The organism is Isoptericola nanjingensis (assembly GCF_050311635.1).
Taxonomy (GTDB): Bacteria; Actinomycetota; Actinomycetes; order Actinomycetales; family Cellulomonadaceae; genus Isoptericola; species Isoptericola nanjingensis.
This window is the reverse complement of the sequence record NZ_JBNOZL010000004.1, coordinates 143,669-156,645: the sequence shown is the minus strand read 5'-3', so window position 1 is coordinate 156,645 and position 12,977 is coordinate 143,669. Positions and strand designations below refer to the sequence as shown.

Annotated in this window: 9 protein-coding genes and 1 pseudogene; all 10 read right to left on the bottom strand. The window is 70.7% G+C overall.

Annotated features, from left to right (window positions below; translation table 11 throughout):
• Window positions 1-13 precede the first annotated feature (13 nt).
• Complete coding sequence (locus ACQP6G_RS08870; RefSeq protein ID WP_429763921.1) at window positions 14-445, bottom strand: hypothetical protein; 432 nt, start codon at window positions 443-445, stop codon at window positions 14-16.
• A 188-nt stretch (window positions 446-633) separates the two neighbouring features.
• On the bottom strand, window positions 634-1,314 hold the full coding sequence (locus ACQP6G_RS08865) for a VOC family protein (protein WP_429763920.1): 681 nt from the start codon (window positions 1,312-1,314) through the stop codon (window positions 634-636).
• A 161-nt stretch (window positions 1,315-1,475) separates the two neighbouring features.
• Window positions 1,476-2,303: a DUF6999 family protein gene (locus ACQP6G_RS08860; protein ID WP_429763919.1), complete on the bottom strand. Its 828-nt coding sequence runs from the start codon at window positions 2,301-2,303 to the stop codon at window positions 1,476-1,478.
• Complete coding sequence (locus tag ACQP6G_RS08855; protein WP_429763918.1) at window positions 2,303-3,034, bottom strand: iron-containing redox enzyme family protein; 732 nt, start codon at window positions 3,032-3,034, stop codon at window positions 2,303-2,305. Before ACQP6G_RS08855 ends, ACQP6G_RS08860 begins: the two co-directional genes overlap by 1 nt.
• Entirely contained in the window at window positions 3,031-4,161 is a 1,131-nt protein-coding gene (locus tag ACQP6G_RS08850) for a 3-oxoacyl-[acyl-carrier-protein] synthase III C-terminal domain-containing protein (protein WP_429763917.1), read from the bottom strand. Before ACQP6G_RS08850 ends, ACQP6G_RS08855 begins: the two co-directional genes overlap by 4 nt.
• A 110-nt stretch (window positions 4,162-4,271) precedes the next feature.
• Window positions 4,272-5,057, bottom strand: a complete 786-nt coding sequence (locus tag ACQP6G_RS08845) for an SCO1664 family protein (protein ID WP_429763915.1) — start codon at window positions 5,055-5,057, stop codon at window positions 4,272-4,274.
• Window positions 5,058-5,073: 16 nt separating this feature from the next.
• The gene (locus tag ACQP6G_RS08840) at window positions 5,074-5,649 is read right to left on the bottom strand and encodes a DUF3090 domain-containing protein (protein WP_429763914.1); all 576 of its coding nucleotides are present in this window, start codon (window positions 5,647-5,649) and stop codon (window positions 5,074-5,076) included.
• Between the two features lie 31 nt (window positions 5,650-5,680).
• Window positions 5,681-6,394 (bottom strand): histidine phosphatase family protein, encoded by a 714-nt coding sequence (locus tag ACQP6G_RS08835; RefSeq protein WP_429763913.1) that lies wholly within the window; start codon window positions 6,392-6,394, stop codon window positions 5,681-5,683.
• A 113-nt stretch (window positions 6,395-6,507) separates the two neighbouring features.
• Window positions 6,508-6,947, bottom strand: a pseudogene (gene arfB, locus ACQP6G_RS08830) (alternative ribosome rescue aminoacyl-tRNA hydrolase ArfB); the annotation flags it as partial.
• A gap of 810 nt (window positions 6,948-7,757) precedes the next feature.
• Complete coding sequence (locus tag ACQP6G_RS08825) at window positions 7,758-12,971, bottom strand: DEAD/DEAH box helicase (RefSeq protein ID WP_429763912.1); 5,214 nt, start codon at window positions 12,969-12,971, stop codon at window positions 7,758-7,760.
• Window positions 12,972-12,977 lie beyond the last annotated feature (6 nt).

The window sequence follows — 12,977 nt, the reverse complement described above, 5'->3', positions numbered from 1 at the left end:
GAGGTGGAGGGGGTCAGGCGGCCGCCTGCAGGGGGCCGCTGAAGGACGTGCGGAGCGAGCCCGGCGCCACGAACGGCAGCAGCGCGGCGAGGAGCTTGCCCTTGAGGGACGCCGGGTGCCGCGTGAGCTCGACGTCGACCCGGGAGCCGGACCCGGTGGGCGTGACCTGGAAGACCCAGCCGCCGCCCGGCCCGAAGACCTTCGAGTCCAGCGTCGTGATGACGACGCGGCCGGCGTCGGCGTCCCACTCGTAGCGCGCGTGCTCCCACGCGGATGCGGTGCCCTCCGTGACGTCGGCCCAGTCCGCCCCGAGGCCGTGGACCTCGAAGTGCTCGGCGTCGATGGTCGGCCACGCCTCCGGTCGTGCGGGCGTGAAGTCGGTCAGCACGTCGAGGACGTCCGAGGCGCTGAGCGTGGAGTCGAGATGAAAGCGGATGACGGGCATGGCCGTTCCCTTCGGGAAGCTGCGTGGGGCTGCGGGAGCTGCGGGGGTCGTTCCCCGCTCTCCGAGACTCCCGCCCGGGCCGGGGTGAAGGCGCCAGGGGCGGCCACTGGCCGTGACCCCAGGGCCGCTCCCCGGTACGTGCCCGGGCCCCTGGCCCGGGCACGGCGAAGACCCGGGTGTGCGGGTCGTCACTCCGGCGGCTGCTGGCCCGCCGCGACCCGCATCAGGTACTCGGCGTACCACTCGGGCCAGTTCGCGTCCGCCTGCCCTGTGCGGGCCTCGTGCTCCCCGTGCGCCGCCGCGGCCGCGCGCAGCGCCTCGGCGAGCTCTGCGGCGGAGTCGTAGCGCGCCTGCGTGACGCGGCCCGGGATCCGCTCGGTGATCTCCTGCACCGTCCACGTGTTGCCGTCGGGGTCGGCGAACTCCACGAACGAGCCGTACGACGCGCGCCCGGGCGCCAGGCCGGCCACCCGCGATGCCGGGTCGGCGCGGTGGAACACCCCGCCGGCGTCGTGGAACACGTCGCTGACCTCGACGCCCCGCGCCACCAGGTCCGCGTGCGTCGCCTCGATGTCGCGGGTCACCAGGTGCAGGCCCCGCGCCGAACCGGGCGCGGCGTCCGTCACGCCCGTCCCGACGATGATCGACGCCGGCGACCCGGGCGGGGTGAGCTCGACGACGCGGTAGTCGTCCGCCACACGCAGGTCGACGTCGACGGTCCAGCCGAGGCGGGTGTAGAACGCCTTGGCGCGGTCGACGTCCGCCACCGGGATGACGACGAGCTCGAGCTTCAGCGCTGGGGCCGTCGCCGGGGACTCCCCGGAGACGTCCGTCGTGGCGGTGCTCTCACCCACAGGAATGGTGGTCATGGAACGCTCCTTCGAACCTGGGCCGGTCCGATACCGGCCTCAGGTCGATCGTTCGTCCCCTCCCCCGTCGCAGGCGCCGGTGGGAGTCACTGGTCGACCCCACCTGTCGGCCCACCGGGGTGCCGGAGGGTCGCGTGCAGGTCCTGGCCGGTGACCGAGGGCTACTCCCTCTCGCCCCGCTGCCGCGCGATGGAGACCAGGTGGGCGTGGGCGTACTCGCACACCAGCGCGTGCCGGTAGACGAGCTGCGGGACGTCCACGTTCGTGTCCATCCAGAGGCTCAGGGCGCCCATCTTCCAGTGCTCGAACGTCTCGTCGTCGGTCAGCACGGCGAGGATGCTCAGGAACGAGTCGTCGAAGCGCAGCGAGTGGATCGCGCGGCGGAACTCCTCCAGGTTCAGCGCGATGCAGAACGGGATGTTCATCAGGCACAGGGCCGTCTGGATGTCGAGGCGCAGCAGCCGGCGTCGACGTCGTTCCGGATCGATGTCGGGCACGTCGAGCTGGGCGAAGTTCAGACGCTCGGGCGCCGTGATGTCGATCCCCTCGAGCGCGATGAGCACGTCGTAGACGTTGACGTCGTGCTCCACCACCGCGTTGTCGCCCAGCCCGGACAGCGTCGTCGGGCGCAGCGTGACCGGCTCGATGGCGGCCGGGGTGTTGCGGATGATGAAGTTCACCAGGTTGGTCTCCACCACGAAGTGGCGGATCAGCAGCTCGACGGCGTCCGGCGACACGAACCGGCGCAGGAACCACAGGCACAGCGCGTCCATGGCGCGCAGCGTCATCCACCTGCCGGGGAACACCCGCTTGATGACCGAGAGCACGGCCACCAGCACCCGGGAGACGATCCGCGCGATCGGGTACAGCAGACGGCGCGACGGGCGCTGCTGGTCCTCGATGATCATCCGCACCAGCGGCTTGTCGAGCGGGACGGAGGGGTCGGCGTAGATCGCCTCCCACATGCTCGGGTCGGACGTCACGGGCATCAGATCTCGTCCAGCTCGGTGAGCTGCATGACGTAGAGCCGGGCCACCACGCGCGCGCAGGTGACGATGGCGTCGGCCGCGGCGTCGTCGATTCGGTCGGAGGTGAGGATGGCGTCGAGCGTGCCGGTGTGCTCGGCGTCGGCGTCCTGGTGGTAGGCCATGAAGTGCACCTGGTTGTCCGCCAGCCCGAGCACCTCCTGGAAGCGCCGGGCCCACACCCCCGCCTTCTGCGCGCCGAGCCCCTCGATGATGAACATCGCGCCGAGGCACCCGACCGGGTTCGGCTTGCTCGCCTCGTGGAACATGTAGCCGGACAGCGCCTGCGAGCCGACGTTCTTCCGGCCCGCGCGCAGCGCCTCGAGCGAGCCGCCGACGGCGACGTAGTCGCGCTCGAGCAGCAGGTGGTCGCGGTGCTCCTCCAGCGCGTGCGAGATGGCGGCCGAGCGCAGGTCGAAGTGGTCCATGTCGAAGTTCGACGCCGCCCGCGCGATCCACAGCGACCCGTCGACCACCTGCTGGCGCAGGTTGTGCAGCAGGCGCTGGTAGTCCGCCACCGTCACGTCGCCGTCGTCGAGCGCCCGCAGGATCGGCACCTCGGCCAGCCGGGCCTCGAAGTCCGTCCAGACGTCGGAGAGCCGGGCGAGCAGCCCGGCGGAGCGGTCCGGCTGGGGCGGGCGGTAGCCCTCGACGGTCTCGGCGCTGGCCTCGGTGCTGATCCCGGTGCTGGTCATCTGGTGCTCCTTCGCGGTGCGACGACGGTCAGGTGGGCGAAGCCGAACGAGAACCGTCCGGACTCGGGGACGGCGAGGAGGATCGTGTCGCCCGGCGCGAAGCGCCCGGTGCGCCACGCTTCCTCCAGTGCGATGAAGATGCTCGCGGCGCCGGTGTTGCCGCAGGTCTCCAGGTTGGAGAACCAGCGGCTCCTGTCCATGCCGGGGACGCGCGCGCTCAGCGCGTCGAAGACGACGTCGCGGAACGCGTTGGTGCTGTAGTGGCAGAGCACGTGGTCGAGCTTCTTGAGGTCGACCAGGCCGCGGTCCACGAGCTCCTCGAACTGCGCCAGCCCGGCCGCGGCGAGCTCGTCGAGCACGGCCGTCTCCTGCCGGATCTGCAGCAGGCCGGCCTTCTCGGCGGTGGCCACGTCGTCGTAGTCCTGCCACGTACGGCCCGCGACGGCGGCGGGGCCGTCGAGCCCGGCGCGCATGCAGACCTCGTGCTCGTGCGCGAGCGACACCTGGCGCACCCAGTCCACGCGCAGCGACGGCCTGTCCGGGCGCGGCTGGAACTCCACGATCGCCGCGCCCGCGCCGTCGGACAGCATCCACCGCAGGAAGTGCGCGTCCAGGTGGTCCTCGACGCCCTCGAAGCGCCGCTGGTGCAACCACCGGCTGGACAGCTCCGAGCCCACCACCGCCGCCCGCGGGTGGTCGCCCAGCCGCACCTTGCTCACCGCCGCGTCGAGCGCGGCGATGCTGGACGCGCACACGCCGCTCGCCGTCAGCGTCTGCATGGGGCCGCCGCCGAGCCGCCCGTGCACCATCGACGCGAACCCCGGCACCAGCAGGTCGCCCTGTGTCGTCGCACAGGCGAGCATGCCGAGGTCGGTGGCGGTGATCCCCCGGTCTGCCAGCGCGTCCTCGATCGCGTGGACCGCCAGCTCCTCGTTCAGCTCGGTGGTGCGACCCTCGTCGTCCAGCGCGTAGTACCGCTGCCGGATGCCGTTGGCGCGCTGGATGCGCGCGCGCAGGCCGTCAGTGCGCTTGTCGACGCCGCCGAGTCGGCGCGCCACGTCCTCGTTGGCTACCGGTTCGCCGGGCAGGTACCGGCCCAGGCCGGTCAGGTACGCGGTCGCTGGCATGGGGGCCATTCAGCCACACACGGGGTTTCGCCGTCGACGACACGCGCACCCAAGACTCGGCCGAACGATCGGCTGACCGGGACAGCAGCTCGCCGACGGCCCGGACGCTCCTAGAAAAGGGGCCAGGGCACGGACGGCATGTCGCCCTCGGGCGACGGGAAGATCTCCGTGCGCAGCAGCCGGTCGCAGCGCTCGGCCAGCGCGACCAGCTCGACGTCGTCGAGCAGCGGGGCGAGCCGGCCGCCGAGACCGCCCTCGCCGTCGTCCTCGAGATCGGTCCGGACCCGCCGGACGCCCTCGAGCTCGTCGGCGGTCAGCGGCTCGCCGAGGAATCCCCACAGCACGGTGCGCAGCTTGGGCTCGACGTGGAACGTCACGCCGTGGTCGACCCCGAGCCGGCGGCCGTCGCGCAGCGGCAGCACGTGCCCGCCCTTGCGGTCGGCGTTGTTCACCACGGCGTCGAACACCGCCATCCGCCGCAGCGCCGGCGAGTCCTCGTGGATCAGGCGGACCGGCTGGTCGTCGGCGTCGCTGCCCTCGAGCACCACGCGCCACCCGTCGAGCACCGCTCCCCGAGCGGGGACGACGTCGACCGGGTCCTGCTCGGCGTCCTGCTCCTGCCACAGCTGGACCATGCCCGGGCCGAGCGGCCCGTCGCGCAGCCACGTGCGGGGCACGATCCCCCAGCCGAACGCCTCCGAGACGAGGTACGCCGCGACCTCACGGTCGGCCAGCGTCCCGTCCGGGAAGTCCCACAGCGGCTTCTCGCCTGCCACGGGCTTATAGACCACCGAAGACCCGCCGATCCGGCCCACGAACGTCGCGTTCGAGGCCACGGCGATGCGGCCCACGACCTCGAGCTCGCCGTGCTCGAGGTCGACGTCCAGCTCGGTCACGGGGTGCCCGGCAGGCTCATGGCGCCTGCTCGCCGTCGTCCGTGGGGCACTCGTGGCCGTCCTCGTCCATCGGCAGGCCGCAGTCCGAGCACGTCGGGCGCCCCGCCTCGACCACGCGACGCGTGCGCTGCGCGAAGGCCCGCGCCGTCCCGACCGGGATCCGCACGAGCAGCATCTCGCTGGGCTCGGCCTCGTCGTCGGCCGCCCCTGCTCCGGCCGGATCGTCGTCGTCGGACAGGTCCGCCTCGACCGGGTATGCCTCGATGACCATCTGCAGGGTCCGGGGGTCCCAGGCCAGCCGCATCGTGCCCGTCCGGAAGTCCTCCTCCACGGGCTGGTCCAGCGGCTCGTCGTCGAGGAGCTCCACCGGTGCCTCGGCGGGGATGGAGAGCTGGTCGTTCTTGGCCGTCAGCTCGTCGAGGAGCCGATCGACCATCTCGGCGAGCACGGCGGACTGCTCTTTCTCCAGCGCGACGCTGGACGTCCGGGTGCCCGCGCGGGCCTGGAGGTAGAACGTGCGTGACCCGGGGCGGCCGACCGTCCCGACCACGACCCGGTCGGGCCAGTCGAACTCGTGCACGATGGTGGGCATGCCACCACTCTAGGAGGCGGCGGCAGCGGCGTTACAAGGCCTGGGCGCCGGACCCGCCCCCGACGGGCGCGTCCCCTGCCGGTCCGGCGTCGCGCAACCACGACAGGTCGCCGGAGTCCGTGTTGGTGGCCACGACCTCCGGCCGGTGCGGCCCGTACCGCACGATCGACACCGACGCCGGCCCCACCGCGATGCGCTGGAACAGGTCGAGGTGCATGCCGAGCGCGTCGGCCAGCACCGACTTGATGATGTCGCCGTGCGCGACAGCCGCCCAGACCGCACCCCTGCCGTGCTGCTCCTCGAACGCCGCGTCGTGGCGACGGACCGCCGCCACCGAACGGGCCTGCATCTGCGCGAGCGACTCCCCGCCGGGGAACGTCACCGCGGACGGCTGCGACTGAACCGTCGACCACAACGGCTCCTTCGCGAGGTCGCGCAGCGCGCGCCCCTGCCACTGCCCGTAGTCGCACTCGGTGATGCCGTGCTCGACCACGATCGGCGATGCCGCGACGTCTTCGCCGGGCCGGCCGGCCTGATGGTCGACCAGGATGCGCGCCGTCTGCCGGCAGCGCTCGAGCGGGCTCGTCACCACTGCGACGAGCGGCACCTGCGCCATCCGCTCCGCTGTGCGGGCCGCCTGCTCGCGGCCTACGGCGTCCAGCCGCACCCCGGCCGTCCGGCCGGCGAGGATGCCCTGCGCGTTCGCGGTCGTACGGCCGTGGCGGACGAGCAGAACAGTGGGCATGGTCCGGAGCCTACGTGCCGACCAGGCCCGGGACGACGGCCGCGCGCCTGCCGGGAGCGGGCACGTGCCGCGGGGTGACAGCCGCAGCGGCCTCGTCCCACGGCGCGTCGGTCGTCGCGGCGGGGACGCAAAGAGCGCAGTCGCTTCGTCGCGGACCGCTGCTTCTTGGCGGTCAGACGACGCTCCCGGAAGCCGTGGGTCGGGCGGGTGGAGCGGCGTGGCCGGGACGGTGCAGCGATCGCTTCGGCAACGACGACGGCCAGCGGCGGGCGGCCGCGTCGCGGTTGCGACGCTGCTCCCGGTGCTCCGACGCCGACACGGTCAGGACCCCGTCCACCAGACGGTCCCCGAGCCGCGAGACGATCCGGTCGCGCTGCACCGGGGTCAGCACGGTGGACCTGCCGACGTCCCAGAACAGATCGACGCGCGAGTCGGTGGTGTTGACGCCCTGGCCGCCAGGCCCGGAGGAGCGGGAGAACCGCTCGGACAGCTCCGTCCGCGGGATCGTCAGCGCACGGCTCACCACAAGACCAGGACGGAGCGGAGCGGGCACACCCCTATGGTGACGTCATACGGGGTCACTCCGGTGCCTCCTGAGGCATGCGCCGAGCAACGCCGTGTGCGCCCGGACAAACGCCCGGACAACGATGAGGCCGGAACCGCAGCGCCCCGCGGCTTCGTTCTACTGACCGCGCGAACGAGCACGACGATCGCTCGTCGATAAGAAGTCGATCGTCCTGGCAATGTTCAGAATCATCGAAATTCCGCGGTTTCGGCGCTCTCTCCGAGTAGTCGTGCGGCTCGCGCTAGCCCCTCGGAACTGAAGTGGGGACATGTTTGTCGCTTTGAATTCTGCGGAGGGCACGACAGGGCATGTGATCGGGCGTTCACCGCTCCGACGAACCGCTGGCAAGGACGCGCCGATTTGGCGTCTGCGTCTGCGACAGAGGCCTGCCGGATCCCAGTCCGGCAGGCCTCGCAAGGTCGCCGCTCGCCCGCGGTCTCCTGGCACGTTCCCGGGTCCGGAGGATCGATGTCGGCGCAGCCCGGGGCGTACTCCAGGGGTTGTTTGACCTTCCCAGGATTCAGGCCTCACCCAGGCGACTCATCGAGCCAGAGCGGGGAACACTTGCCCGATGACGTCCAACAGCTCTGCGGCCGTCAGTTCGTCGAGCTGGATCGACTGGCTTATCGTGCCGACGTCTTTTCGCTGGGGAGAGCCGTAAGTGTCCAGCTGGAGAACCTTGCGACCCTCTCGGGTCGACTCACGCCAGGTGCACTCCGACTCGGAATGAGGTCGGTGGCTCCCTTCGATCGGCGCGAGAGGGGAGAGGGAGACGATGTAGGCCATCTTTGGCTCCGTTCAGTGGACGAGCAGGTGGAAGACCTGGTCAGGTCGATTGCGGAGGATCCTCGCGTCCGTCCAACGCACCGTGCGGCCGCTGCTCTGGAGAGCGTCCTGCACGCGCCGCTGGACCCCGTTGAGCCGTTCATCGCTGATCGACCACAGAGGGTGCCCTACGGGCACTGCGACGCGGCCGGCGGAGATCACCGTGATCCCCTCGACTTCGTGGGCATCGAGGCCGTCCAGTGCGTCACGGAACGCACGCGCGAATCCTCGGACACCACTAGCGACCACTCGGTCCCACCTAGAGGTGTCGAGCGCTCGACCGAGGGCCAGCTCGGCGACATCGACGGCTAGCCGCCAGTCGAGAGCGCCGTGCAGGTGACGATTGTCCCAGGAACGCAGGCAGTCAGGGCACGACGTATCACATGACCCGTGTGCTTCGGCCTGCCATGCTTCTGCTACCTCATTGACGATGCGCTCGAGGACTCCCCCGATGCGACCCCGCGCAAGCTCGAGCGCGTAGCCGGCGCCGTTCTCCAACGTATCCGCCACGTAGACCGCTGCAGTGCGTACACCGTCGATGGTGCGCGGCTGGGTACCGACGACCAGCTCCGACGGGTCGATGTCCAGCTCCGCCTGGCACCCCCTACGGAGCGCCTCAGCGAAGGAGAGCATCGCGGCGTTGCCCGAGCCGCAGTCCTCCCGGCCCGTCGGGACCACGCCGTCCTCCAGATCGGCCCCCCGCACGAGCACGAGAGCGGCGTCAGTCACCCTGACCTCGCCGATCGCCGCGTCAGCCAGCTTTGGCATCGACGGCACCTGGCTGCTCTCGACCGGGACGATGATTGAGCGATCGCTCGCCTCGTACATCGGGAAGAGGTGCCCGTTGTTGTCGTTGATCGTCAGCAGTCGGGCCTGGTCGAGGTTCCACACGTCGAGGGCGCCCACTCGTTCGGTCGGTGCGCCCGGCTCGAGCCAGCCGAGGACCGGTCTCGACGCCGTCGCAGCACCAGCGTCCTCGACGCGCCCATCCTTGGCGTCCGGGTGGGTCCGGAACCCTGCAGGCTGGTACATCGTCACCGTTCGGACGGGACTGCCGCACACCGGGCAAGACTTCGACGACTCGCTGATGGTCGAGGCTGAGCACTCGCGGCAGCGCGAGACGGTGAGAGAGGACTCGAGCGCCTTCGTCGTGAAGGGCTTGCGGCCCCCGCCCCGACGCCACGAGACGAATCCGTTGGCCGTGTACACCCAGCCGTCACGGACGACCTGCGCGCCGGGTGCGAACAGCGAGACTGCTTGCGACAGGGGGCGGTCGGAGAGTTCCTCGGCTGTGGTCCGCCCTGTGGCGTCCGTTCGGTAGAGGTAGCGCACGCGCGTCGGGAACCCGAACATCGGCAGGACACCCGCGTTGGCCAGACGCTCGCTCAGCGCTCGCTGGGTCTGGGCCGGGTCGTCGACGGCGTCATCGACGCAGAGCACGAGGGAGTCTCGCGCCCAGTCGACGAGCTCGTCGACCTCGAACTCGGTCACACCGGTGAATGCCGTGAGTCTCCGCACGACCGGCTCGACCTGGTTGCTCGTTCCGAGCCATGCCTCCACGCCCGAGCGATAGACGTCCTCCCAGTCCGGGGTGTCGCCGAACGCTCCGTGGACGTTGTCGCCTCGAGGCTCTGGGGGAACGGGGAGCGCGGCGAAGGCTCTACGGAGCAGCTCGGCGGCGACGACCCGTCGCAGGATGGTCAGTCGTCCGGTGTCGAGGAACGGCTGCGGCGGGGCGTCTCCCGTGATGCGCGCCGAGTGAGCAAAGTAGTAGTCGTCGTGGGACCGGTCGCGGCAAAGGGTCGCCGCGTAGGAGAAGGACTGACCGGAGCGACCGGCGCGCCCGACACGCTGCTGGTAGTTGAACCGCTGGGGCGGCATGTTGCCCATCACCGTCGACTGCAGCGAGCCGATGTCGACTCCGACCTCCATCGTGGTGGTCACGCTGAGCACGTCGAGCGGTGTGGCTCTAGCGTTCTCTCGGGGCTCAGGCAGCAGCGCGCCACGGAACACCCGCTGGCGTCGACGTTGCTCCTCCGGCGGCCTGGTCTGCCCCGTCAGCTCCGCGACCGCGAGGCGCTGCGGTCGCTGGCCGGCGAGCCAGGCGTAGTAGTCGGTCTCCCCGAGAGAGGTGACAGAAACCTCCGCGAGGGCTCCGGAGCAGCCGGCCCTGGTGCAGGTGCCCGCCGACGGGTGCAGGTGGCGTCGGCCGCACAGGTCGCAGACCCATGCGTGCTCGCCCACGGGGAGCACGTCCAGAGGGAGGTCGAGGCTGTTCAGGTGGACGAAGCCGTCCGTGAGGATCCCGGAGAGTTTTGACTCGACCGTGGCCAGGAGATCGTCTCCCTCGCAGCCGGCACGGGCAGCGGCCCGCCGGACGTAGTCGACGACCGACCGGGGCATCGCAGCCGCTTGGGCCGGCCTGTCCTGAGGGAGCCAGCGGTCCGCGGCCAGGAGCAACCGCAGGCTGGACCTGACCACCTCGGCGACCAGCCCATCGCCGTCCTCCCGGACCGACCTCGGCACCAGCGCAGCCACGAGGGTCTCCTCGGCGTCCCGGTCTGCGGCGCCCATCAGGACGTCTCCCAGCGACTCAGCAAGGCGGTCGCGGTAGGCCTTCTGAAGCTGCTGACGCATCGTCGGGTCTTGGATCGGCTCCCACTCCCCCCGGGTCGGCGGCTCGAACGCCTTGTACCAAGGGAGCCCGTCGCCGAACGTCAGCAGCGAGGCGCGCGGCCCGCCCGGCGGCACCCCGATCTCGACGAGGCGCGCGCTGATGTGGTTCAAGATGTTCGCCCAGTCGCGCGCGACGTCCTGCCTGCAAGCCTCCTCGAAGGTCGAGATCGTCTGCAGGTGCTGCTCCTGTGCCATGCCGAGGTGCTCGAGCATGTAGGCCTGGTTGACCAGCGGGTGCTGAGTCGAGAGTTCGCCGTAGCGGGCCTGCAATGATCCGGTGAGAGCCCCTTGCACACCGCCGCGGAAGATCGCTGGTACGTCCTCGGTGGGTGCGGCCAGCGTCTGCTGAACCTGCTGCCTCACGAGGTCGGCGTAATGGTTCATCGAGAGGCCGACCGCCATCCGCGCCGCATCGTCTCGCGAGTCGGTGAAGACGATGGTACGGCTCGACTCCTGCTCGTCGCCGAGCTCGCGGAAGATCTCGGACACCAGCAGCTGGGCAGCCTGTGTGGCGCCCTGGGTATGAGCCCGCAGGGCGGACGAGACTCGTCCACGGTCGAACGCGGTCTGCCGGCGGGAGTGACCGCACCGAGGGCAATGGGACGGCAATGCCGGGGGCTGCCAGTCGCTCGGCCCTGACGTCCTGACGACCGTCCCGGTCGCGTCGTGGGCGTCCTCCTCCAGGTAGCCGTTCCGGGGGTCGAACCTGCCTGGCACGAAGGAGAACTTCCACGACTTCTTGTCGGCCCCCGTGTGGGTCCAGGACACACCGATGCCTGCCCGGCCGGGCAGGTACCAGCGATACTCCGCCCGACTGCGCTCGAACACCATCTTCGACCGGTCGCCGTCGGACTCGGACGGGTCGACGCCGAGGAAGACGCCGTCGGCCAGATTGGAGAGGACGTGCCCGCCGAGGCTGGCGTCACCGCAGTTGCCGCAGTAGATCAGTTCGAGCACGCGCGCGCCGCACCGGCACTGACGCACCGGACGTGGGTAGAGCCGGCCCACTCCGGTGACCTCGCGCGATCCGGGTCGCACTTCGCTGCACCTGGGATCGCTGCACGCCCACATGCCGCGCATGGTGCGCATGAAGTAGTGGGCCCGGAACGGGATCGGCCGCTCAGAGGGCGTCGCCGACATGCTCTCGAGCGCGCGGTGTACCAGGCCGACCGAGGAGCCCTCGCCGAACGCACGGCTGGCGATCTGCTCGATGCTCGTCGCACGCGGAGGGCCGTCACCGTCCCGGCACGCGCTCGCGAGCACCTCGTCCACACCCACGTCCAGCCCACCCGAGAGCGCCACCTCGGCGTCGACGGGCACCTGCACCCTTGTCTCTCGGGGTGCGCCCGCGATCTGCGCGAAGGTCGTCCGCGGCACCCCGAAGAACTGTTCGAGATACTCGCTCTTGTCGGAGTCGAGCGAGGCGCTGGTCCCGATCACCCGCAGCTGCGGGGAGTCAGCCTCTAGCCCGAGACGCAGGAGGAGGTTGCGCAGGATGAGGGCGACCTCGGAGCCCTGCGTCCCCCGATACAGGTGCAGCTCGTCGACGACGAGGGTGAACACCCTGGACGGATCGCCGGCGAGCCAGGACCGCGTCGTCTCGAAGATCCGCTGCTCCATCTGACGCATGAGCATGATGTTCAGCATCGAGTAGTTCGTCACGAGGATGTCTGGTGGCGTCGCCACCATGTCCCATCGCGTGAGAAGCTCGACGCGCCGCGGGTCAGACAGGAAATCGGCGATGTCTGGGCGTGCAGCGGTCAGCGAGTCGTACTCCTCGACGAGATTCTTCATCTCGTGCGCGACGTCGGCCAAATGAGCGTGCGAACCGCTCGCCTTGGGCATGCGAGTCCCACCCGGGGCGGCGGAGGTATAGCGCCCGAACCACAGGGCGGGCCCCCCGAAGTCCTGGATCCTGCGGGCGGTTCGGCGCAGTCGCGACATCTGGTCCTCGACCAGGGCGTTGGTGGGGTAGAGCACGAGGGTTCGCACCGCGGCAGGACGCTCCTCCTTGGCACGCACAGGAGCCCAGCGCGTCGTCTCCCACCACCGGGTCGCCTCGGCGCCGGGTCCCCAGCCCCTGGCCTCGACGAGTAGCCGGGAGAGCACCGGCAGCAGGAACGACTCCGTCTTGCCGGAACCCGTGCCCGAGGTGACCACCGGGTTGTACGGGGCGCTGGCCCGCGTCGCCACGGCCAATGAATCGGCCTGGTGCTGGCGCAGGCGCAGGTTGTCGACGTCCTGTGTCCCGAAGAGGCCCCCGAGCAACCATGCCGCCTCCTGCTGCCGCAGGCCCGCCGCTCGGCACGCCTCCGCGCCGTTCGTGGTCCCGTCGTACGGGAGCACCGGTTCGAGCAGCGGGGCGGGGACGAGCGGGAAGTCTTCTGTCAGCAGGTGCCGCCGCTCGGCCTGGAGCGCGCCGTCGCGCAGAAAGAAGGCGGTGTCGATGTAGCGCATGAGCGTGTCGCTGATCCGCTGCCCGACGGAGACAGGGTTGGGCTGGTTTGCCATGTCTGC

Coding starts and splice junctions, on each gene's coding strand:
- ACQP6G_RS08870 (WP_429763921.1), bottom strand. CDS start 445: ATGCCCGTCATCCGCTTTCATCTCGACTCCACGCTCAGCGCCTCGGAC.
- ACQP6G_RS08865 (WP_429763920.1), bottom strand. CDS start 1,314: ATGACCACCATTCCTGTGGGTGAGAGCACCGCCACGACGGACGTCTCC.
- ACQP6G_RS08860 (WP_429763919.1), bottom strand. CDS start 2,303: ATGCCCGTGACGTCCGACCCGAGCATGTGGGAGGCGATCTACGCCGAC.
- ACQP6G_RS08855 (WP_429763918.1), bottom strand. CDS start 3,034: ATGACCAGCACCGGGATCAGCACCGAGGCCAGCGCCGAGACCGTCGAG.
- ACQP6G_RS08850 (WP_429763917.1), bottom strand. CDS start 4,161: ATGCCAGCGACCGCGTACCTGACCGGCCTGGGCCGGTACCTGCCCGGC.
- ACQP6G_RS08840 (WP_429763914.1), bottom strand. CDS start 5,649: ATGCCCACCATCGTGCACGAGTTCGACTGGCCCGACCGGGTCGTGGTC.
- ACQP6G_RS08835 (WP_429763913.1), bottom strand. CDS start 6,394: ATGCCCACTGTTCTGCTCGTCCGCCACGGCCGTACGACCGCGAACGCG.
- ACQP6G_RS08825 (WP_429763912.1), bottom strand. CDS start 12,971: ATGGCAAACCAGCCCAACCCTGTCTCCGTCGGGCAGCGGATCAGCGAC.